The sequence below is a fragment of the Sphingobacterium faecale genome, assembly GCF_016746095.1.
GTDB lineage: Bacteria > Bacteroidota > Bacteroidia > Sphingobacteriales > Sphingobacteriaceae > Sphingobacterium > Sphingobacterium faecale.
In genome coordinates this window covers 338,211-361,684 of sequence record NZ_JAERTY010000008.1, presented here as the reverse complement: position 1 = coordinate 361,684, position 23,474 = coordinate 338,211, and the positions used below count along the sequence as shown (strand labels likewise).

The window sequence follows — 23,474 nt, the reverse complement described above, 5'->3', positions numbered from 1 at the left end:
TTAAGCCTCAAAAAACACATACCGTTGATTCATATTCCGCACATACACTTTTCCAGCCTTAATCAGATTATACAAACCGTTTTTCAGGTGCCTCGGATATATCTTGAAGTTATGTCGTCCTGTAAACTCCACTTCTCGAAACAACTCCATCGCTGTCTTTCCGTCCTTTAGACCTCTGTTATCGAGAAATCTATTTAGCTTATTACGAATATCGATGGTCGCATCCGAAACCATTTCTAGACTTTCTTCTAAAAACCATTCCTTAAATCTTAGCTCGGGCAGCCTATACTTCTTACACTTTGATACGCCATCATCCTTGTACCGCTCCTCACGCAAAAAAGTCCAAGGAACAATAAGCTCAAATTCCCGATAAAACTCTCCCTCCTCAATATTAACCCGAATTAGACGCTCCTCATTCGTTTCATAAGACTTCCTTGAAGGCATAATAGGCTCTACAGTAGAGTCCTGATAAATCCGATCCAGCATAATACGTTCATTTTGTAAAAACTTTCCAACAACATGCATCAGCTCAAAATCATTATAGTAAAAAGGAGCCTTCCCCAATAAGAAGGATAATTCTTCAGAAGACCATCCCTTTGCTATGCGTCGCTTCAGGTAAGTGTACCAATACACAAAGTCAGATGAATACATCACACCAGCGTAGCTGTTACGGCCTATTGCTATCTTTTCCATAATTTATAGTTTTGATTAGTCAAACAACCCTCTCCTCGCCAATTGAATAAAAAAAAGGTTCAGAAGCTTTCCGCTTAGGCAAAGCGGTGGCTGCAGATGCCTCTGTGGCATCCGTCTTTACTGTATCTTTCATATAGTTTTTCGTTTAGTTTTTAAATAGTTGCCGATTCAGCTATCGGCTCTACAATACGGGATTGCATAGATTGAACGGACTCCTTGCACAGTTGAACAAAAAACTCCATCAATCTTTCTGCCCTCTTTCGAACAACTTGCTTAGATTCCGAACTAAAATTCTTTGCCTCCCCCATCCAACAAACCCGTTCGGACTCTATGGCGAGAACAAGAACCTTCTTTTCCACTTCATTCCACTCGAAAAAGAAATCAATAACCTGTGTATCCGCAATAGCACACCAATCCATTAACGTCTGCAGATTGACACCTTCTGGAATAAACCCTACCACACATCTCAGATATGTCTTAACTCCCATATCGATCAACTGATGCAATAAAAGCAAACTCGTATCATCCATTAAAATCGGAGAATCCTTTATCAAACTCAACATGTTTTTCATAGAAGCCTCAGCGTTACAGACCAGCGTATCCATTCTGTCTGCCTTCTCCTTCCAATCGACCTCAACAGGACCCAAAGGCGTACCAAACGTAGCCTTCTTCCGCAACAGCCAACCATTCTTCCATACCGCATTCACAAATCGTCCGCCCTCTTTAAGACTCCTTTCGACATAAGAAACGTTCAAAAAAACCATAGTCACGCAAACTACACCTCGTCGTACCTCGCGATAACGAAATGGCCCTCTGTTCTTCATCAACACGACCAAATGCATCTCAAGCTCTTCCATAGGCTTAGACGCCTTTTCTTGAAAAGGATTTCCTTTGGTCAACCCTCCGGTTCTATAATTTACCAAAAGAATTTGTTCGGGTCTGTGCTTCGAATAAATATCATCCAATAACGCATTAGCATCATCTTTATATCGTTGAGGCCAAGGAAAATCCGAAAAATCCTCCACAACCACCTGATGCGACTTATTCGAATTCTCTTTCTGCTCCACAACTTGGACAGCAGACCTCTTCTCCTCCTTCGGCTTATCCGTGGGCAATTGAGCGCGGTAAGTTGACACCTCCGCTATCATACGGCCCACCATCGCATCAAGTATCTCTGCCAGAAAGACACTTTGCGTTCTTACAAATTCATATTGTTCGACCGACACCTCCGTAGAACCTCCCTTCACACAAGACTTATAAGCCGTATCCAGCAACCTGTACAATTCCACGTCAGCAACGTCATAAGCAAATATCGACAAAAGCGACGGAGCAGCACTTCTGACTTTCTTGATAATATACTCGAGGTTATGTGTCTTCCCAAACTGTCCCCCCATTAGCCCATAAAAAGCACGAATCTTTACTTCTAAATACTGATGTAGCATAAAGACTCCTTGGTCATACTTCTCTTTCAATGCAAATTCGCTACTCGCACTTAAGTATTCCTTCGCATAACCTAAAGCCTTCTCATATTCCTTTTGGTTCACCTCCGCCATGGAATTGATAATTTTCTTATTTAATAACAGATCGATCTCCTTAGGTCGGGAATAGTAGATACGATGTACAGGCAAAGAGGCATAACTATGGTACAACGACCCTTTGCGTAACTGATTCAACCACTCCCCCTCAATAATAATATGAAAGGGTATTTCGGGCATATCTACCATACACAACCTGACTATAGGCGCCATAGTAGTAGGTGAAACACCTTTTACAGCACTGACCACTAGCATGAGATGTTCAACCCGCGTATCTCCAAGCCAGTCTTCATACAAGAAAACGCCACGTAGCTCCAATTTTGAAGACAATCGTTCGATTAATAAGTCTTTGTTTAGTTCCATAATCAATTAGTTTATATTAATATTATCACCTATCGCGCAAATCTGCGGCAGGAATAGTTCATAATCGGGTATCTTTCATTGATTTAAAAACAGGAACAAAACATCTTTTTTATGCACAAAACATGGACAACACACCTATAGCAGTTATCGCGTTTTTTATTAGTTTTGTGTAGTGTTAAACTGTCTTAATCAACAAAACAAAGATAGACCAATATTTTAGATAAAAACAAATAAATATCAAATATTTTGGATACAGCTAGAAAAAGAATCATAGATTTTATTGAAAATCAATCCATTAGGCCAAAAGATTTTTTATTAAAAACAGGCCTAGCAAAAGGTTTTGTAGACCGTTCGCATCAAAAATCTGGAATATCAGATATAAATTTATCCAAAATACTAGAAAGCTATCCAGAATTAAATGCAGAGTGGCTAGTGACTGGAAAAGGCAGCATGTTAAAACCCAACAAAACAGATGTCTTAAAAGACCCACTACTCTCCCATGAATTAGAACCAAATACAATGATTAGTTTATTACAAAAGCAACTAGCACTACTAGAAGAGACAAAAGAACTTCAATCCGAAAAAATCGTACGGTTAGAAAAAGAGTTAGCTGATGCCAAGAGAGGAATATAAAAAGCTAAAACGAGATCCAATATCCACCATTCTATTCAACAAAACATCGTATATTCACCAAAGTGGTCTTATCCGCTAATCATCCACGGATAAAGCACAGCATATGCCATTCAAAAGGCCGTTCTCTCCGTGTTGAGTCCGTGTTCTCTCCGAGTTGACAGCGTGTCTCAGTCAGTAGCAAATCACTAGCACCTAAAAGACACTTCGGACACAGTTACTCTCTTAACCGAATCTAAGTACTATCTATACTATAGCTACAGTACTTGGACATAATATCCAATTGCCAATTTCATAATCGTAAAGCACCACCAATTTCAAATTTCACAACAGCCAATACATCACGTTTTCCAATTCCGAAAAAGCTACAAAATATTGTTTTTCAAACATTTAAATAGCTATCTTTAGATTATGGCGATTATAGAGAATGGATATCTGAGAGGCCAGATCGGGAATCTGGTCAATCGAAAAGTAGGCAACAAAAATGTTGTACAGACCAAACCATCGGATAAGCTAAAGCAGACCCAATGGACACAAAACGCAGCAACCGATTTCGGAACCGCTAGTGCAGCAGGTGCAGTAATACGGCGAGCCTTCAGATCCCTACATCTGGATATGCACGATAGTGGAATGCACAATCGCTTACAGCAGCACATGCAGCGTGTGCTGCGCGGGTATGGAAAACGATACTCCGGAATGCTTAACGTCAGTGATGGTAACATTCAACGACTGGTTGACTTCCAATTTAATGAAAAATGCCATATCCATGATTACCTGTATTGTGATCCGCAAGTCACGTTCGAGTCTAACGGTACAACATCCATATCGTTACCTTCTCTCAACGCACAACGCAATTTTCATATACCCAAAAACTGTAGCCATATCATTCTAAAAATAGAAACTGTAGGTTTTAATTTTGGTTTCAGGCACTTTGAAACAATCGGGAGCCACGAAATCGAATTGCCCATATACAGCCAACAAGGAGAAGGAATTGATCCCCAGACTCTCGTCCATGACGTAAACAACACCAAATACAATAGTATCGTAGTATCTCTGGCAATACTTTATATCACCAAATACGGAAACCATACCTCCCTATTAAATTCCAAAGACTTAAACCCAGTCGGCATCATTGCAGCTTATAACCTCTAATATGTAAATCTACTATTACTTACATATGACCAACTTTCTTTAAATTATGGAAAGCAATAATTATATTTGTCACACTAATTATTGTTATGCTAAACGAAAGTTACAATCAATACTCTTTTATTCTCGATCGAACAGCGAGAAAGGTGAAACAGTATGCACAGACCGCCTTTGCCGAACAACAGTTCGACCTTACGGTAGATCAATGGATAGTCCTCCGTACCATATACGAAAACCCCTCCCTCAGCAACAAGGAAATGGCCGAGCTATGTGGCAAAGATCAGCCAACATTAACGAGAATCATCGATCTATTGATAAAAAAAGAATTTGCTGAGCGAATCAGTCACCCTTCCGATCGTAGGTCTTTACGACTACATATAACAAAAAAAGGAGAATACAAAATACAGGAAATCGCTCCCAAAGTTGCCGATTTCCGTATGCAGGCATGGAAAAATCTAAATGAAGAAGACTTTGCCCATTTCACAAGGATATTAAACACTATATACGATAACTTAACTCACAAATAGTATTATGATACAAACAGATATTTGCATTATAGGTGCCGGTCCAGTTGGACTATTTGCGGTATTTGAAGCCGGTTTGTTGAAAATGCGCTGCCACTTGATCGACGTATTACCACAGGTAGGTGGACAACTGTCCGAAATATACCCGCACAAACCCATATACGACATACCTGGATACCCCATCGTCAAAGCACAAGAGCTGATAGACAACCAGATGGAGCAGATAAGACCCTTTGCCCCCACCTTTACCTTAGGTGAACGCGTAGAAAAAGTCGAAAAACAAGAAGATGGCTCTTACATCGTCATCACTTCTGACAATACACAGGTACACTGCCAAGCCATAGCAATTGCAGGAGGCTTGGGCTGTTTCGAGCCTAGAAAACCGGAACTAGAAGGTGTGGATACCTTTGAGCGCAAAGGTATAGACTACATGGTCAAAAATCCCGAAACCTATCGCGACAAAACACTCGTCATTGCAGGTGGCGGTGACTCGGCACTCGATTGGACTATATTCTTGAGCGATATTGCTAAAAAAGTGACTTTAGTTCACCGAAGCGACAGCTTCCGTGGAGCTCCGGATTCTGCAGATAAAGTATACGATCTGGCGCAGAAAGGGAAAATAGACCTCTTACTTTCACACAATCTACTCAGCGTACATGGCAATGGATCACTCGCTCAAGTAAAAGTAGCCAATAAAAGTAAAGAGGAATATTTACTGGATGCCGATTATCTGATCCCTCTCTATGGATTGACACCAAAATTAGGACCAATAGCGGATTGGGGGCTCAACATCGACAAGAATGCAATCGAAGTAAATACCTTTGACTATTCAACCAATGTGGAGCGCATTTATGCCATCGGTGACATCAACACCTACCCAGGCAAACTGAAGCTGATTCTTTGCGGTTATCATGAAGCTACCCTAATGGTTCAGTCGGCATTTAAATATGTATACCCCGACCAAAAATTGAGTTTTAAATATACAACCGTCAATGGAGTACATGCATTTTAGAAAGTGAACGTGTTATCAAGTGAACGAGTTAACCAGATAACATGTTAACAAGATAACAATAGAACATAAAAATGGAAAACCACATCATCGAAATAAAAATAGAAGACAGAGATGGTAGCACAACGACCATCGAAGTACCGACGGATGTTAATTTTAGCCTGATGGAAATCCTTAAAGCATCCGAATACGAGATCCTTGCAACCTGTGGAGGAATGGCGCTATGCGCTACATGCCATGTGGAAATTAAGTCCGGTGGAGAGAACCTAGCTCAACCTGAGGATCAAGAACTTGATATGTTAGACACCCTGCCGGATGCAGATGACAACAGTAGATTAGCCTGCCAGATTCACCTGACAGATCAGGACCATGGATTATCGATTAGGTTAAGAGGAGCGTTACAATAGAATGTGTACAAAAAACACTAAGTAAACATTGTTTAAACAACTAGAAAGGCCTCCACGCAATATACAACACTGTTTTAATCATAAAAATACCGTGATATCAATAAAAATTTGCTATTGAAATATTATATTTTTTTAAGATATTTGCATTAATTTATAACAATAAAACTAACGATATATGTTGTTGAATCGTACAGAACGTTCTTTCCCTCGAGTAATCATTATTGGTGGAGGCTTTGGAGGTGTGGAAGTTGCGCGCAAACTTAAGGACAAAGAGGTAGAAGTCGTATTGATCGATCGAAACAATTTTCATACTTTCCAACCCTTGATGTATCAGGTCGCTACAGGAACACTAGCTGATGATGCAATTTCTTTTCCTATCCGTAAAATGTTCAAGTCACAACAAAATTTCCGCTTTCGGATGGCTGAAGTATTACGAATCGATAACGAAAATAAAGAAGTACACACCTCAGTCGGTACATATGACTATGATTATCTAGTCATTGCCACAGGGGCAACATCCAATTTCTTTGGTAATGCAGAAGTAGAAAAATATTCGCTTCCGATGAAAAGCATCAAAGAAGCCTTGAATATCCGCAGCTATGTATTACAGAATCTAGAAGAAGCTGTACTCCGAAAAAACATATCCGATCGCGAACGTTACTTGAACTTTGTTGTAGTAGGTGGTGGACCGACAGGAGTTGAGCTTTCCGGTGCTATCGCCGAAATTCAACTGCACATGTTGAAAAAAGACTACCCAGAGCTTTCTGAAAACGAAATGAAAGTATACCTGGTCGAAGGAACAGGAAAAATATTAGGAGCGCTTTCTGAAAAGTCATCACGTGATGCCGAACGTTACCTCAAAGAATTGGGCGTTAAAGTTATGCTCAACACACAGGTTACGGGCTACGATGGCAATACCATCACATTCAACAACGGCGAAAGCATCCCTACTAAAACAGTAATCTGGGGCGCTGGCGTAAAAGGACAGTTTCCAGAGGGCATACATGCAGACTATATCGAAAGAGGTAATCGCATCCGCACCAATGGACAATGTCAAGTAGAAGGCTTTGAGGGCATTTATGCTATAGGTGATGTTTCTGCTATGATCACAGAAGACACCCCGCGCGGTCTTCCGGGAGTAGCACCCGCGGCTCAACAACAAGGAAAATATGTAGCCCAACATATTATGAATATCATTTCAGGAAAACCTAACGAAGAGAGTTTCAAATACTTCGACAAAGGCTCAATGGCTACCGTAGGACGTAATAGGGCTGTCGTAGATATGGGCAAAATACACATGAAAGGTTTTATCGCTTGGTTGACCTGGATGTTTGTTCACTTGGTTTCTATTTTTGGATTCCGTAATAAGGTAATCACGTTTGTGAACTGGTCTATCAAATTCCTAACAAAGAATTCTGGAATCCGATTGATCATAAATCGCTACAACAGACCACTACCGGTCAGTAATGAAGAGAAAGAGGAAAAAGTAAAGTAAGACAAGAAAATGGGCTATTTCAAAAAGGTAGCCCATTTTTTATGAGATATAGGACTATTCGCAATGCCTGTTCACTTTAGAAAATATCACCTTGGAGGGTTGCCAATTGTAGTGCTAGTAATCCGTTTTGGTAAGCCGGCACAGTGACGCGCTTTATCTTCGATGAGCTCCACTTCGTTCCGGTTTGCACACTTTTGGCAAGACAAAATTGCGAGGCAATCTCCGTAGAAAACTGTGAGCCTGTCGCGGCTTGAGCGACAAAAACAACCTCCCTTAACTTCAGTCCCTCCACAACTATAAACCAACAACTATTCCTAACACAAGTTAAGTTTGCTAACTTTGGACAACCTTCAAAATTTATATAAACATGGACAATAAAACGATAGCACGTACTTTTAAGCTTTGTGCCCAATTAATGGAACTACACAATGAAAACCCATTTCGTAGTAAAGCCGTGGCCAGTGCTTCGTTCAAGATAGATAAACTACCCTTTCAGGCAGCTGAAGCTGATTTTGAAAAACTCAGCGAGCAGCCAGGCATAGGAAAGAGTACAGCCGAAAAAATAATACAGATTGTTAATATAGGCACCTTCCCAGAACTCGATGAGCTCCTGGCAAAAACTCCGGAAGGAATTCTCGAAGTGCTTAAGATCAAAGGACTAGGTCCTAAAAAAGTGCAGACTATATGGAACGAACTAGAAATAGAATCCGTAGGAGAATTGTACTATGCCTGCAATGAAAACAGACTTATCGAAGCGAAAGGCTTTGGCTTAAAGACGCAGGAGGACATTAAAAAAGCAATTGAGTTTTCTTTGGCCAATCAAGGATGGTTCTTGTATGCTAGAATAGAAGGATCAGCAGAAGCTGTTTTAACCAAACTACGTGCAGTACTCTCCAAAAACCAAGTAGAATTTGCAGGCGATTTCCGTAGAAAATGCGAAGTGCTGTCACAAATAGAACTGATCGTAGATACTGATCTATCTAGCCTCCAAACGGCTATTACAGGATTAAACTATGAACTGGAGATTCAGGAAAATAATCGCAGCATATCGTTTAAAGATGAAAATGGCAATCCATTTACTGTTTTCAGTTCCACAGTCGACACCTTTGCACTGGATTGGCTTACGCAAACGGGTTCAGAAGCCCATTTAGAACTTCTAAAAGCTATAAATCCTTCCATACCTACAGGCAATACAGAAACGGAAATATACAAGGCCTTAGGCCTCGATTACATCGTTCCCGAGCTACGTGAGGGCTTGGACGAAGTCGTATGGGCGCAGGCGCATAACCTTCCCAAATTAATAGAGTTTGGCGATCTAAAGGGAACTGTCCACAACCACTCCACATACTCGGATGGTGTGCATAGCCTAAAAGAAATGGCGCTATACTGCAAAGATAACTTAGGGCTCTCTTATTTCGGTATCTGCGACCACTCCAAGACCGCCGTATATGCCAATGGTCTGACAGAAGAGCGCTTACAGCTACAATGGGCAGAAGTGGACAAGCTAAACCAAGAGCTCGCTCCGTTCAAGATCTTTAAAGGAATAGAAAGCGATATACTGTCCGACGGCTCTTTAGACTATCCCGACGAAGTATTAGCTCAATTTGATTTCGTAGTCGCCTCGGTACACAGCAGCCTAAAGATGGATGAGGAAAAGGCCACTGCTCGATTGATCAAAGCAATTGAAAACCCCTATACGACAATCTTAGGACACCCTACGGGACGTTTGTTGCTCTCCAGAGCCGGATACCCGCTAGACTTCAAAAAGGTTATAGATGCCTGTGCGGCGAACGAGGTAGTCATTGAAATCAATGCCAACCCTTTACGTCTCGATTTGGACTGGCGCTGGCACCGCTATGCGTTAGAAAAAGGTGTGCTTCTTTCCATTAACCCCGATGCCCACCGCACAGAAGGACTTTTGGATATGCATTACGGCATACATATAGCACGCAAGGGCGGACTGACAAAAGAAAAATGTCTCAATGCGTTCAACTTAGAAGAGATCACTCAGTTTTTCAAAGAAAGAAAAGCAAAAATCTAAACTATTATAATAAAAGCCACCCCGAATTGACTTCGAGATGGCTTTTATTATATTTAAGATAGGAAGCTACGACTACCCCTCTATACTCGGGACAGTAACGACCTCATTCGTATCTGCTTCGTAATTTACCTCAGGGAAGTTGAAACCGAAAAGGTTAAAGAACTCATCACGGTATCCTTTGATATCCGAAATCTCTTCCAAGTTTTCAGTAGTAGCCTCATCCCAAAGTTTTGCAACTTCTTCCTGTACATCAGCGCGCATTTCCCAGTCATCGACGCGGATACGCCCTTTTTCATCCAAAGCAAGCTTTCCATCTGTACTGTAAAGACGCTCCGCGAATAAGCGTTGCATTTGCTCAATCGTACCTTCATGGATGCCCTTAGCTTTCATCACTTTGTAAAGCAATGATATATATAAAGGAACTACCGGAATAGCTGAACTAGACTGTGTAACCAAAGCCTTGTTTACAGACACATAAGAAATACCGTTCAGGTCCTTTAACAAATCGTTGATAATCGGCACCGTATTTTCCAAATCATCTTTTGCCTTACCGATCGTACCATTTCTATAGATAGGATAAGTAAGCTCAGGGCCAATGTAAGAATAAGCAACAGTCTTCACTCCATCAGCCAATACACCAGCAGCTTTCAGATCTTCGATCCAGAACTTCCAGTCCTCTCCGCCCATTACGGCTATAGTATTGGCTACATCTTCCTCATTTTCTACCGGTTGGATCGAAATATCAGAAACTACCCCAGCATGAAAGTCCACTGTTTTATTCGTAAAAGGATTAGCAATCGGCTTCAATACAGAAGCGTGTGCAACACCAGTTTTTGGATGTGTACGTCTAGGAGATGCTAAAGAATAAACAACCAAGTCAACTTGACCCAAGTCTTTTTTAATCAACTCAATAGTTTGCTTCTTAATATCATCCGAGAATGCATCACCATTGATACTCTTAGCATATAAGCCAGCAGACTGTGCTTCTTTCTCAAATGCTGCGGTGTTATACCATCCAGCAGTACCTGGCTTACCCTCAGCAGCCGGCTTCTCAAAAAAGACACCGATAGTAGCAGCATCCGAACCAAAGGCAGCCGTAATCCGCGAAGCCAAGCCGAAGCCTGTAGAAGCTCCTATAACCAATACTTTCTTGGGACCATTGGCGATTTTGCCTTTTGATTTTACATATTCAATTTGGTTTTTAACATTCTGTGCTGTTCCTTCAGGGTGTGAAGTCAAACAGATAAAACCTCTTACACGTGGTTGAATAATCATATTTAATACTTAGATGTTAATGATGTTAACAAAGTACAAACTTATGCAAAATGCTTTGCATTCGCGCAATAGGTAATACAAAAAGTTAATTGTCTAAATAACTACAAAGGCTTCCGTTTCCGAAAGCCTTTGTAGTTCTACTATTTCAGATGTGCTCGTAGCATCCATGCTGTCTTTTCGTGCTTACCAAGAATACCCACCAAGAAATCCTCCGTACCAGCATCGCCATGCTTCTCCGCCGTCTCGATATATTCCCGGAGCGTAATGATCAAGCTCTCAAAATCTCCTAACAACTCTTTGATATAACCTTGGCTATCATTTTTACCATATTTCATCTCTGTAAGCTGCGTAAGTTCCAAAAACTGCTTCATCGTGCCCACAGCATAATGCCCGATAGCACGTACACGTTCAGCGATCTCATCGATCAATTCTGCCAACTCATCATATATTCCCTCAAAAAATAAATGTTGTGCGTGAAAATCCACTCCCTCAATATTCCAATGTGCATTACGGACTTTGATGTACAATACATTTTCATCAGCCAATAATTTGTTCAATAACACAGCAACCGCTGCTGTATCCTTTTCTTTAATTCCAATATTTGCTTTCATTATATGTATAATTTGATTTAACTTCTTAACTATTTAAAATTCTACCTTTCAACTTCTCTAACTACTTGCTAGTTCTAATTTTGCCAAACTAGCAGCATCCAATCGTAAACTGACAGCCTCGACAAAGGCATCCATATGTTGATTCTTCGTAGCACTCGCTATAGGAGCAGTAACCGCACGTTGTGCAAGCAACCAAGCCAATGCTACAGCTGAGGCAGAAACAGAATAAGAATCGGCTACTTCCTTAAGAGCGGTCACAATACGACGCCCACGATCATTCCAATACTTCTTTTGAATATCCGCCCCGCGAGCAGATTGACCGAAGTCGGCTTCTGCTATATATTTTCCAGTCAGGAAGCCACTTGCTAATGAATAATATGGAATAACACCGATTTGTTTTTCAAAACTTATTTTTTCGTACAAGTTCTCGAATTTGGACCGATCATAAAGATTATACTCCGGTTGAAGTGAAACATAAGACGCAATCCCTTTCTCCTCCGAAGTATCCAAACTTTCTACCAGACGTTCCGGAGATATATTCGAAGCACCAATAAAACGGACCTTACCCTCCTGTATTAGATCATCATAAGCACGCAAAGTCTCTTCTACAGGAATAGCTTCGTCATCATAATGTGTTTGATAAAGATCAATATAATCTGTACGCAATCGTCTCAACGAGTTCTCCACCTCCTCCTTAATATAGGTTCCCCGTACATTCGGCTTACTGTCATATCCAAAGCGACCTCCCACCTTAGTCATCAGAACGATATCACTGCGGCCTCCCCGATCCTGCAACCAATTACCAATAATAGTTTCCGATTCACCGCCCTTGTTACCGGGAACCCAATGCGAATAATTATTAGCTGTATCAATCGCGTTAAATCCTAGATCTTTGAAAGCATCCAAAATACCAAAAGAAGCCTGTTGATCCAAGGTCCATCCAAATACATTTCCACCAAATATCAAAGGAACTATTTCCAGGGAAGAGCTCCCCAATCGTCTTTTATCTCGCATAAGTATATCTTTTTTTGAAGTATTACAAGTTACCCATTTTTCGAATCATTTCAGAAGTTATCATGTAATATTTAAGTCAGTTAGTAAGCCGGTTGTCGAGCGATCCTGTTCACTTGATAACTCGATAACTTCTTAACCTCATAACTTCTTAACATATTTCTTCCTACTTTTGCATTTCATAAAGAATTGAAGTAAGATGAATGAATCGACACCTTTTTTCCATACGTTTAAACAGGACATCAGCGAGATGGAGACGCCCAAAAAATTCACCTTTCCTTTCTGTTATGATCCCCATCCGCTCAGCCTACAGGCTGCGCAGGAATTGCAACAGTACCTAACCGAGCAACAAGATTTTCAGCACAATTTTGGTCTTGATGAAGGACAGGGTGGTAATCCTATCGGTAAAATGTTTGGTGTATTAGTTGTTGAAAACAAACAAGGCACTTTAGGCTATCTAGCAGCTTGTTCCGGAAAATTAGCAGGCACCAATATTCATAAATATTTCGTCCCTCCACTTTTTGACATGCTCAATCCCGATGGTTTCTTTTTACGACAAGAAGCTACGATAAATCAACTCAACCGGGAGATTGAAAACTTAGAGTCCCTTCCTGATATTCCAGCTCTCCAAAAACAATTAACTGACACTGAGCAACAAGCAGCCAGCGCTTTGAGCAACATGAGAAATCTGCACAAACAGAACAAAAAGCAACGCAAAGAGATACGCACAGCACAACGCTCACTACTTTCTGATGAAGAATACCTTACTCTGGAACAGGACCTGGTCAAACAAAGCTACAGAGATCAACACGAATATGATATCCTCAAGCAACAGACCAAAGAAAGTATCAATAAGATAGAACGGCAGCTAGAGACCCTTTTACTTCAAATTACAGAAAAGAAGGAGTTCCGAAAGCAACTGTCAGCCAACCTACAGCAGCAGCTATTTGATCAATATGTTTTTTTAAATGCCAACGGTCATTCAAAATCACTATTACCGATATTTGAGGAAGCCATACACATGCTCCCTCCCGCAGGTGCAGGAGAATGCGCCGCACCCAAGCTACTACAGTACGCCTATCAAAATGAACTCAGCCCCGTTTGCATAGCCGAGTTCTGGTGGGGAGCCTCCCCTGGTTCCGAGATCAGAAAACACCGATATTTCTATCCGGCTTGCAAAGGAAAATGCGAGCCCATATTAAGTCACATGCTACAGGGACTGGATGTAGATCCTAATCCTCTACTGGAAAACCCTGCCTCAGAAAAAGAATTGCCTATATTATTTGAAGACAACGATATCATCGTGGTCAACAAACCCGAAGAATTCCTGTCCGTTCCGGGTATACACATCCAAGATTCCGTACAGACCAGAATACAGGCACGTAATCCTGAAATAACCGGACCGCTGATCATACATCGGCTCGATATGTCAACATCAGGGATCCTTGTTCTGGCTAAGAATAAAGAGGCACACCAATTTATACAAGACCAGTTTATCAGACATACCGTTAAAAAAAGGTATACCGCTTTATTGGATGGCATTATTGAAAGCCAGGAAGGAACGATAGACTTTCCACTACGAGTCGACCTCGAGGACCGCCCCCGCCAAATGCTATGTTATGAGCACGGCAAAAATGCACGCACACAATACAAGGTAGTGGCTATCGAGGGAGATAAAACACGTATCCACTACTTTCCTCTCACAGGTCGCACCCATCAATTACGGGTGCATTCTGCCCACCAACAGGGATTAAATGCTCCAATATGCGGGGATGACCTCTATGGCAAACGTTCCAATCGGCTACACCTACATGCTGGTTATATTCAGTTTATACATCCTAGCACAAAAAAAGAGATCACATTTCAAGTCGAAGACCCCTTTTAATAGAATTATAGAATTTTGATGCATTTCCTTAACTTGGGCTAAATTAGATCCAACAATGGAAATATTACGCTACGTATACCAACACCCTTTATTTGAAACAAAAGACTTCGAGCTAATAGGTCAAGCCCATGAGAAAGTACTAAAGTCGAAAGGAGATTTCCTGTTACAAAAAGATCAGGTCGCCAACGAATACTATATTGTAGAAAGCGGATTGGTTCGTTCCTATCTCTACGATTACGAAGGCAATGAAATCACTACCGACTTCAAAGGGAACCAAGAAGTGGCTATCGAGGTCGCCTCGTTATTTCAACGCGTCCCCACCCAAGAGTATATCCAATGCCTGACCGACTGCACTTTGTGGAAAGTAAAATTTGACGATTTCCAAGAGCTATTCCACCACATACCTGCAATGCGTGAATGGGGACGGGCATGGATGGCATTTGAGCTTTATCAGAGTAAAAAAAGAGCAACCGAGATGATTACCGAACCTGCCACCAAGCGCTATCTACAGCTGATGCACGAACGGCCGCAGATCATACAACAGGCGCCTCTAAAATATATCGCGAGCTATCTGGGGATCACCGATACCTCCCTGAGCCGTATCCGTAAAGAAATCGCCCACACCTAAAAAATAGCCAAATAAGAAAAACCCATGCACAAAATAATCTCAGGTTTAATGATACTATTGATAACTCTCTCCTGTCAAAACCAACCGAAGCAACAGCATACTGAAGACCGTGTCGCAGTGGCAAAGCAGGAAAAAGAAGGTCAACTCAAGAAACTCTTGGCTTCAAAAAACCTAAACATGGAAGAGCTGAACATCTTGCTCGTAGCCTACAAAAATGCAGACAAATTGGAGCTGTATGCAAAAGCGACAACAGAAAGCACCTATAACCTCCTGCATACCTACCCAATATGTAAACGTTCTGGAATACTAGGTCCCAAAAAAGCAGAAGGAGACAAACAAGTGCCTGAAGGCTTCTACCATATCGATCGTTTTAATCCCCAAAGCCTATACTATCTTTCTTTAGGTTTAAACTACCCCAACGAGCTAGACAAAAGCCTAGGCTATACCGGTTCAGACATCTTTATTCATGGAAAATGCGAAACTGTAGGTTGCCTGCCAATGACAGATGACCTGATTAAAGAAATATACCTCTATGCCCTATGGGCCAAAGAAGCTGGACAGCAAAATATTCCGGTATATATCTTCCCTTTTGAAATGACAGATGAAAACATAACGAAGCATAAGGCTGAAGTCAACGAAACAACTTTAGCATTCTGGAAAAATCTAAAAGAAGGTTATGACCTGCTTCTAAAAGAAAAGAAAGAGCTGCATTTTAAAGTTCTTGAAAAGAAATATGGTTTTGATAAGTAAGTATTAGTTTTAAAGGAACCATTAAAACATCTTTTGTCCTTCCCAGAACGGGGCCTTCATTATTTTTCATATTTCAATTTGTCTTTTTAAAGGTATTCAAGAACCTCTTCGTGGGTTTCCTTGATCAAAAAACGAAGCAAAAAAACCGGAACGAAGTGGAGCTCAGCAAAGCTAAATCAAGACTGTGTAGCCTATGTTCATCACAGCACGTAAAGCAATCAAGGCGGTTTTCTAGGTCTCCCGGGCTATTGGCCTACCCAAGACTGGAACCGAGCTTGCGAGCTCACCAAAGGTAAACCCTTATCTATTGCAAGATGTACTGCTGTGCTACGATAGCTTTACGGCCTTTGACTTCATATGCTACAAGGTCGATCGTTCTACTTTACACTGATTGTTCGCAACTTCTTACACTTTTGAAAATGTCACCTTGGCGGGTTGCCAATTGTAGTAATGGTGATCCGTTGTGGCAAGTCGGCACAGTGACGCGCTTTTACCTCCTTTTGGCAAGACAAAAGGAGGAGCCAGTCGCGGCTTGAGCAACAAAAAGATATCGATAATAAACCTTCCTTAAACTTTTCCCCCCTCACCTCCTTAAGATTCAAAATTTTTCTCCCTCCCTGTCCCCTTATTCTCCTTAAAATTTAGCAGTTTTGCAACACCATTAGCAAGACTACCATGCCCAACAAACAATATAAAAGCATATCAAAGCGTATTCTATACGTTATCCTGGGTTTAACAACCACCATATTGATAGCAATGGTCGCTATCCCCTACTTTTTTAAAGATCAAATCAATGCGACCATCAAAGAAATGACCAACAAAACGATCAACGGAACACTTGCTTACCGCGATATCGACATCAGTTTCTTTACACACTTTCCTTCCTTGACCACTTCGGTACACGACGTACAACTAAAGGGCTCCGCACCTTTTCAGGACAGCACATTATTAAATGTTAAAGAAATCAGTATTGGTATTGATGTAATGTCCTTATTTCAAGACAAAATTGTCCTCGACAAACTTATCATCACAGACGGGAACATCAATGTATTGGTAGATTCACTAGGTGCTGCCAACTATAACATCTATAACAATCCAGATACTACGACACAAAGCGAAAACAACGAAACGTCAGATGGACAGATAGCTTTCAAACTGTTAAAGTTTAAAAACATCAACCTCCACTACTTCGACGCCTCTGTCCCTATGCTTATCGAAGCTAAAAACATCGATTACGAAGGTAAGGGAGATCTATCCTCTTCTATTTTTGATCTAAAGACCAATGCTAAGATTGAAGCATTTTCCTTCATGTTTGACCACGAACGGTATATCGAACACAAAAGTATAGATGCGCAGCTCATTACTCAGATCAACACCAATGATCTCTCCTTTGTATTTGAAAAAAATGACATACGCATCAATCGGCTCCCGGTTCGCTTCAAAGGTTCATTCGCCTTTTTGACTAATGGATACCACCTGGACTTCAAACTAAAATCACAGGAAAGCACACTAAACGAACTACTTTCCCTAGTGCCCAAAGCATATGCTGATTGGCTAAAAGATACCCAAGTAAAAGGAACATCCGAAGTATTCATGAATCTCGAGGGAGACTATATCGCCGACGAGCATAAAATGCCAAACCTAAGCTTGGGACTGATCATCAATGACGGATACCTCGCCTACAAAAATGCCAAAACACCGATATCGGGATGGAATGCCAAATTCAAGGTAAATTTACCACAAATGAACCCCGATTCTTTAGCTATAGACCTGCGCCAATTTGAATTTAAGATAGCCAATGGCTTTTTCAAAACAGAAGGACACCTATCAGGAGTAGACCCTATGCAGATACAGTCCACGGTCAATAGTTCACTGGACCTGGGCAGCCTTTACCAGGCTGTGCAATGGCCAGACTTCACATTCGCCGGACAGCTTGACCTGAATGGCACAATAGACGGCACTTATGCCACAGATACACTGACCTACGGGTTACGTAACAAAAAGGAAGTCTACATTGCTTCCATTCCCACATTCAATATAAAAAACACATTAAAAAACGGATACTTTAAGTTAAGTGACCTACCTGTTGCTATCGAAAAGATCAGCTATGCACTCGAGGCAACAGGAACGGATCATAACATCAAGAATGCAAAAATTGCTTTAAAAGATATTGATATTGCCGCCCTAAACAATTTCATAAAGGGACATGCCGATATCAAAAACTTTCAAAAACTCCATCTAGATGCTAACATACAAGCTGATATCGACCTTTCGGATATTAAGAAAATATACCCGATCCAGGACGTAGAAATCGCGGGGAATATATTCGTTAATATTATATCCCAAGGGTTTATGGACCTGAAAAAAAATATCATACCAGAAACCAGTGCCACGGTTACGATGAAGAACGGCTATTTCATGACAGCAGACTACCCCGTCCCCCTAGAGGAAATACAAGTAGAAACATATATCAATAGCAAGAAAGGTTCCTTAAAGGACCTTAACGTCAAAATTCTGCCTGTATCTTTTAAACTTGCTGGCGAACCGTTCTTTCTAAACGCTGATTTCCAAAACTTCAACAATATCAAATACGCCATTCATTCCAAGGGAAAACTGAACTTAGGACCCATATACAAGATATTTGCCCTAGAAGGCACCCATGTTGACGGTTATATCCGTACCAATCTGGATTTGGCAGGTTTGCAAAGTGATGCCCTACAGGGCAGATACAACCGTCTAAAAAATGAGGGGTATGTCGACATTGGCAACATAAAGGTAGAAACCGAATTACTACCACAGCCCGTACAGATTAAGAGCGGAAAGTTCTCCTTCAAACAGGAAAAACTCAACTTCGACAAATTTGTAGCGCAATACGGGCGCAATGAACTTAGCGTCAAAGGCCATATCAACAATATTATAAATTACCTAACACTAGACACAGATATATTGAAGGGAAACTTTGATATACACAGTCGCAAAATCAATGTCAATGATTTTATGGCATTCAGTACATCCAACAGTAGTGCAACCGCAGCACCGACGAACAACTCCGGTGTCATACTACTGCCCAAAAATCTGGATATTGAAGTATTAGGTGCAGTAGATCAAGTAGCTTATGACCAGTTGCTGTTACAAAATTTCAGAGGTAATCTTAAATTAAAAAACGGCAAACTCGCCCTTGAAAACACAGCTTTTCAAGTCGCAGGGCTTACCACGGATATGCAGATGAATTATCAGCCTTTGTCCCCTTACAAAGCCAAATTTGACTTTAAGGTCAAGGCTGACAGTTTCGATATACAACGTGCCTACCGAGAGATCCCAATGTTTCAACAAATGGTAACCTCCGCCAAAGATGCCCACGGCATCATATCCCTAGACTATCAATTGGCGGGCTTGTTGAATGCCAATATGGATCCAGTAATGCCCTCCATACAGGGGAAAGGTGTACTCAGCTTAGATCAGATCCGATTCAAGAACTTTAAACTCCTCAACGGCATCAGTAAAGCGACTTCTAAAGAGGGTTTCCTTGACGGAGAACTCAAAAAAGTCAATATTCACAGTGCTATCAAAAACAATGTCATGACCATCGAACGGACGAAGATGAAGATGGCAGGCTTCCGTCCCCGCTTTGAAGGACAAGTCACATTAGATGGACGAATGAATATTGGATTCAGACTGGGACTGCCCCCTCTTGGAATATTAGGAATACCGATGCGTATCAATGGTACATCCGAAAATTTCAAAATTAAGCTGGGACGCTATAAGGAAGATGATCTCGACACCGAAATGGATGACGAGGACAAAGCTGCTTACGAAGCTTCCTTACAGCAAGACAGCCTGTCCAATAAGCGCTAGTCTAATGTAAAAGACTGCTTATTTCTTTTTGCCCTCTTTCTTTGGAAACCCAGAGTTAAAGACTTTATCCCAGATTGCCGAACTCACGCCAAACCCTTTTTCAGGATCCGAGTAGTGGTGCAACATGTGGTGATCTTTAATCTTTTTGAACAGACCGGATTTAAAGTTTGCATGATGCATGGCATAATGGCACTCGTCATAAATCAGGTAACCAAATAAAAAACCAGCAAAAAATGAGGCCAATGTAAACTCTGAAAAAAACAGGTAGAAAAGAAAATAGATAATGGTAGCCATCGGAATACTTGCAGAGAGTGGCATCACCAAGCGTAAGCGGTCTTTTGGATAATCATGATGTACCCCGTGAAAGATAAAGTGAATACGCTGTCCAAATTTACTCTTGGGTTCGAAATGGAATACCCAGCGATGCAATATATACTCGGCAAAAGTCCAGAAAGCAAGGCCAAATAAAAAATAAAGAACAATATTACCCGCAGACATCTCCCCAGATACATAAGATTTACGAATAAAATAAATAATTACGGGAATCCAAAAAATAAGAGGAACCGTAAAATGGACCTTTGTCAATGACTCTAAAAAATCATTCTTAAACATCCGCGTAGACTCTGTTGAATTTGAAATGTAGTTTTTCTTTGCCATAAATCGATTAATTCAATTTGTGCCTAATAATGTAATTCCCAAAAAAGGTTAACACAAAATTAATGTTCAAAAACAATATTCGAAAGACTAGTTCGTCATATTTCTGTCCAAATACTGACTTTTATACCAATATGGTTAAATACAGATATAACCCAGTCCCTTCTATCTTCACAAATTTCGAATACCAAAAATTACAAAGATTTTTGTAATTTTACCCTGTTAGAAACAGCCCTTAAGTCACGCTTAGCATAATTTTAAAGTAACGTAAATGATTGATGAAATAAACGATCCAGAGGACAATAACTTAGAAAACAATCCACAACAGGATGGCGAACAGGCCAGTAATACCATCCCTCTTTCGGGATTATACGAAACCTGGTTCCTAGACTACGCCTCTTATGTTATACTAGATCGAGCAGTGCCACATATCAATGATGGCTTTAAACCGGTACAGCGCCGTATCCTTCATTCATTGAAAGAAATGGATGATGGCCGCTTCAATAAGGCGGCTAATGTCGTAGGTAATACCATGAAATATCACCCGCATGGTGATGCTTCTATTGGAGATGCTATGGTACAGATCGGTCAAAAAGATCTATTGATCGAATGTCAGGGTAACTGGGGAGACCCCGTCACCGGAGACTCAGCTGCAGCACCACGTTATATAGAAGCAAGACTTTCTAAATTTGCTAATGAGGTAGTATTCAATCCAGATACCACCGACTGGCAATTGAGCTATGACGGCCGAAACAAAGAGCCTATCACACTACCTGTCAAATTCCCGCTACTACTAGCCCAAGGAGCAGAAGGTATCGCAGTAGGCCTAGCGACCAAAGTAATGCCTCACAACTTCATCGAACTTATTGCAGGTTCTATCCAGGTATTGAAAGGCGAAAGACCAAATATATTCCCCGACTTCCCCACAGGAGGACTCGCGGATGTATCCAACTATAACGAAGGACAACGCGGAGGAAAAATCAGGGTCAGGGCGAAAATCGAAGAACGCGATAAAAAAACACTCGCAATCACAGAGATACCTTACGGAACGACAACAGGCGGCCTGATAGAAAGTATTGTCTCCGCAAACGATAAGGGTAAAATAAAAATTAAAAAAATTGAAGATAATACCGCAGAGCATGTGGAAATCATCGTCCACTTGGCGCCAGGTATATCACCAGATGTCACCATAGATGCACTTTACGCATTTACATCCTGTGAATCTTCGATATCTCCAAATACCTGTGTCATTAAGGAAAACAAACCACACTTTATGAGTGTGAATGACATCTTGATCGAAAATACCGTGCAGACAAAGGATCTCTTGAAACAAGAATTAGAAATCCGCCTGCGCGAACTTCAGGAGAAAATCTTCTTCAGTAACCTACTCAAGATCTTTATCCAAGAAGGGATGTACAAACACCCAGACTACGAAAACTCCGGCGATTTCGACACGGTTGCTCAAGTTTTAACCAGACTTTTCACCCCATTCTTTGAACAATTCTACCGTGAAATAACAGCAGATGACTATAAGAAGCTTATCGACAAGCCCATGAGTAGCATCACTCGCTTTGATGTTAAAAAAGCAGATGAGCAGATGAAGACATTGGAAGATGAGATCAAAGAAGTCAAAAAAAACCTACGGCAACTGACCGAATTCACCATTAACTGGTTTGAAAGATTACACAACAAATACGCAAAAGGTCGCGAAAGAAAAACTGAACTCCGTGTCTTTGACAAAGTTGAAGCTTCACAGGTAGCGCTGGCCAACGCTAAGCTCTACGTAAACCGCGAAGAAGGATTCATCGGAACAGCTATGAAAAAGGACGAGTTCGTTTCCGACTGTTCGGATATCGACGACATCATTGTATTCCGTGAAGATGGTAAATACAGCGTAGTAAAAGTACAGGACAAAGTATTTGTAGGAAAAGATATCATCCATATCGCGGTATTCAAAAAAGGAGACGATCGTACCATCTACAATGCTATATATAAAGATGGGCCAAATGGAACGACTTATATTAAGCGCTTTGCAGTAACAGCGGTCACTAGAGACAAAGATTATGACATCAGCAAGGGAACTAAAGGATCGAAAGTCCTCTATTTCACCGCCAATCCAAATGGCGAAGCTGAAATCGTACATATCCAGCTCAAACCACATACCAAGTTACGTAAATTGACCTTTGACCAAGATTTTGCTGAGATAGCGATTAAAGGCAGAGCATCCATGGGAAATATCGTTTCCAAATATCCCGTTAAGAAAATCACCTTCAAAAGTGCCGGTGTGTCTACCTTGGCAGGACGCAAGATATGGTACGACGAGGTATTAAAGCGGTTGAATGCGGAAGAAAGAGGTAAATTCTTGGGCGAGTTTGATGGAGATGACAAAATCCTACAGGTATTCCAAGATGGTTCTTTCGAACTGTCGAACTTCGATCTCAACAATCATTTCGACGAAAAAATGATTCGCATCGAAAAACACCTCCCAAACCATGTGTACACCGCTGTACACCAAGACGGAAAATCAGGTGCATATTATGTAAAACGCTTTGTATTTGACGATATACAGATCGGTAAGCGTATCTCTTTTATAAATGAAGAGCCCGGATCAAAACTGATTCTGTTGACCAACAACCCCGAGCCTCTTGTTAAGATTGACCAACTCAAAGGTAAATCCCAACAACCTGAGACAATAGAACAATCCTTGAACGAACTAATTGATGTTAAGAAGATAAAGGCACAGGGTAACAGGCTTTCCTTTCACAATGTGCAAAAAGTAACAAGTTTACGTGAAGAGATTGACCTTGCTATTCCTGCTACGACAGAAACGGATAAAAATACGGACACTTCTGATTCGTTAACATTAGAGATAACCAATCCTGACGATCTCCAGACCGATGATGGAGGACAGATTGGATTATTCTAAAAAGGAAAATGGCTCCAGGAAATATTTTATTTT

The 23,474-nt window shown here is 41.0% G+C and carries 19 protein-coding genes; 12 read left to right on the top strand and 7 right to left on the bottom strand.

The genetic code is table 11. The annotated features are described in order from the left end of the window. Together JKG61_RS15540 and JKG61_RS15535 are read right to left on the bottom strand one after the other, a co-directional pair. On the bottom strand, positions 1-693 hold the full coding sequence (locus tag JKG61_RS15540) for a hypothetical protein (RefSeq protein ID WP_202103860.1): 693 nt from the start codon (positions 691-693) through the stop codon (positions 1-3). 152 nt (positions 694-845) lie between these two features. After that, on the bottom strand, positions 846-2,591 hold the full coding sequence (locus JKG61_RS15535; protein ID WP_202103859.1) for a HEPN domain-containing protein: 1,746 nt from the start codon (positions 2,589-2,591) through the stop codon (positions 846-848). Between the two features lie 246 nt (positions 2,592-2,837). Here JKG61_RS15535 and JKG61_RS15530 point away from each other — a divergent pair, with 246 nt between their 5' ends. From JKG61_RS15530 to JKG61_RS15505, 6 genes are all read left to right on the top strand, one after another. Beyond that, the gene (locus JKG61_RS15530) at positions 2,838-3,224 is read left to right on the top strand and encodes a hypothetical protein (RefSeq protein ID WP_202103858.1); all 387 of its coding nucleotides are present in this window, start codon (positions 2,838-2,840) and stop codon (positions 3,222-3,224) included. Between the two features lie 408 nt (positions 3,225-3,632). Then, the gene (locus JKG61_RS15525) at positions 3,633-4,373 is read left to right on the top strand and encodes a hypothetical protein (protein WP_202103857.1); all 741 of its coding nucleotides are present in this window, start codon (positions 3,633-3,635) and stop codon (positions 4,371-4,373) included. An 86-nt stretch (positions 4,374-4,459) separates the two neighbouring features. Then, positions 4,460-4,897 (top strand): MarR family winged helix-turn-helix transcriptional regulator, encoded by a 438-nt coding sequence (locus JKG61_RS15520; RefSeq protein WP_202103856.1) that lies wholly within the window; start codon positions 4,460-4,462, stop codon positions 4,895-4,897. Positions 4,898-4,901: 4 nt separating this feature from the next. Beyond that, on the top strand, positions 4,902-5,906 hold the full coding sequence (locus tag JKG61_RS15515) for an NAD(P)/FAD-dependent oxidoreductase (protein ID WP_202103855.1): 1,005 nt from the start codon (positions 4,902-4,904) through the stop codon (positions 5,904-5,906). A 71-nt stretch (positions 5,907-5,977) separates the two neighbouring features. Next, a complete protein-coding gene (locus JKG61_RS15510) occupies positions 5,978-6,310 on the top strand; it encodes a 2Fe-2S iron-sulfur cluster-binding protein (protein ID WP_202103854.1) in 333 nt (110 codons plus the stop codon). A 175-nt stretch (positions 6,311-6,485) separates the two neighbouring features. Next, positions 6,486-7,805 (top strand): NAD(P)/FAD-dependent oxidoreductase, encoded by a 1,320-nt coding sequence (locus JKG61_RS15505; protein ID WP_202103853.1) that lies wholly within the window; start codon positions 6,486-6,488, stop codon positions 7,803-7,805. A gap of 76 nt (positions 7,806-7,881) precedes the next feature. Here the strand turns inward: JKG61_RS15505 and JKG61_RS15500 are convergent, their stop codons facing one another. Next, on the bottom strand, positions 7,882-8,097 hold the full coding sequence (locus tag JKG61_RS15500) for a hypothetical protein (RefSeq protein WP_202103852.1): 216 nt from the start codon (positions 8,095-8,097) through the stop codon (positions 7,882-7,884). A gap of 75 nt (positions 8,098-8,172) precedes the next feature. On the opposite strand from JKG61_RS15500, the gene JKG61_RS15495 reads away from it, so the two are divergent. Then, positions 8,173-9,846, top strand: coding sequence for a DNA polymerase/3'-5' exonuclease PolX (locus JKG61_RS15495; protein ID WP_202103851.1), 1,674 nt, complete (start codon positions 8,173-8,175; stop codon positions 9,844-9,846). Between the two features lie 72 nt (positions 9,847-9,918). Here JKG61_RS15495 and fabV read toward each other — a convergent pair whose 3' ends face one another. The 3 genes from fabV to JKG61_RS15480 all read right to left on the bottom strand — a co-directional run bounded on the left by fabV (position 9,919) and on the right by JKG61_RS15480 (position 12,746). Next, positions 9,919-11,121: an enoyl-ACP reductase FabV gene (gene fabV / locus JKG61_RS15490; RefSeq protein ID WP_202103850.1), complete on the bottom strand. Its 1,203-nt coding sequence runs from the start codon at positions 11,119-11,121 to the stop codon at positions 9,919-9,921. A 140-nt stretch (positions 11,122-11,261) separates the two neighbouring features. Further along, entirely contained in the window at positions 11,262-11,732 is a 471-nt protein-coding gene (locus tag JKG61_RS15485; RefSeq protein ID WP_202103849.1) for a Dps family protein, read from the bottom strand. 57 nt (positions 11,733-11,789) lie between these two features. Then, positions 11,790-12,746, bottom strand: coding sequence for an aldo/keto reductase (locus tag JKG61_RS15480; RefSeq protein ID WP_202103848.1), 957 nt, complete (start codon positions 12,744-12,746; stop codon positions 11,790-11,792). A 196-nt stretch (positions 12,747-12,942) separates the two neighbouring features. Here JKG61_RS15480 and JKG61_RS15475 point away from each other — a divergent pair, with 196 nt between their 5' ends. The 4 genes from JKG61_RS15475 to JKG61_RS15460 all read left to right on the top strand — a co-directional run bounded on the left by JKG61_RS15475 (position 12,943) and on the right by JKG61_RS15460 (position 19,861). Next, entirely contained in the window at positions 12,943-14,628 is a 1,686-nt protein-coding gene (locus JKG61_RS15475; RefSeq protein WP_202103847.1) for an RluA family pseudouridine synthase, read from the top strand. Between the two features lie 55 nt (positions 14,629-14,683). After that, on the top strand, positions 14,684-15,256 hold the full coding sequence (locus tag JKG61_RS15470; RefSeq protein ID WP_202103846.1) for a Crp/Fnr family transcriptional regulator: 573 nt from the start codon (positions 14,684-14,686) through the stop codon (positions 15,254-15,256). 48 nt (positions 15,257-15,304) lie between these two features. After that, positions 15,305-16,006: a L,D-transpeptidase family protein gene (locus JKG61_RS15465; RefSeq protein ID WP_202103845.1), complete on the top strand. Its 702-nt coding sequence runs from the start codon at positions 15,305-15,307 to the stop codon at positions 16,004-16,006. A gap of 675 nt (positions 16,007-16,681) precedes the next feature. Continuing rightward, on the top strand, positions 16,682-19,861 hold the full coding sequence (locus tag JKG61_RS15460) for an AsmA family protein (RefSeq protein ID WP_202103844.1): 3,180 nt from the start codon (positions 16,682-16,684) through the stop codon (positions 19,859-19,861). Between the two features lie 18 nt (positions 19,862-19,879). Here the strand turns inward: JKG61_RS15460 and JKG61_RS15455 are convergent, their stop codons facing one another. Next, positions 19,880-20,518 carry a sterol desaturase family protein gene (locus JKG61_RS15455; RefSeq protein ID WP_237249498.1) on the bottom strand — a complete coding sequence of 213 codons (639 nt, stop codon included), beginning with the start codon at positions 20,516-20,518 and terminating at the stop codon, positions 19,880-19,882. A 268-nt stretch (positions 20,519-20,786) separates the two neighbouring features. On the opposite strand from JKG61_RS15455, the gene JKG61_RS15450 reads away from it, so the two are divergent. Then, the gene (locus JKG61_RS15450; RefSeq protein WP_202103843.1) at positions 20,787-23,441 is read left to right on the top strand and encodes a DNA gyrase/topoisomerase IV subunit A; all 2,655 of its coding nucleotides are present in this window, start codon (positions 20,787-20,789) and stop codon (positions 23,439-23,441) included. Positions 23,442-23,474 lie beyond the last annotated feature (33 nt).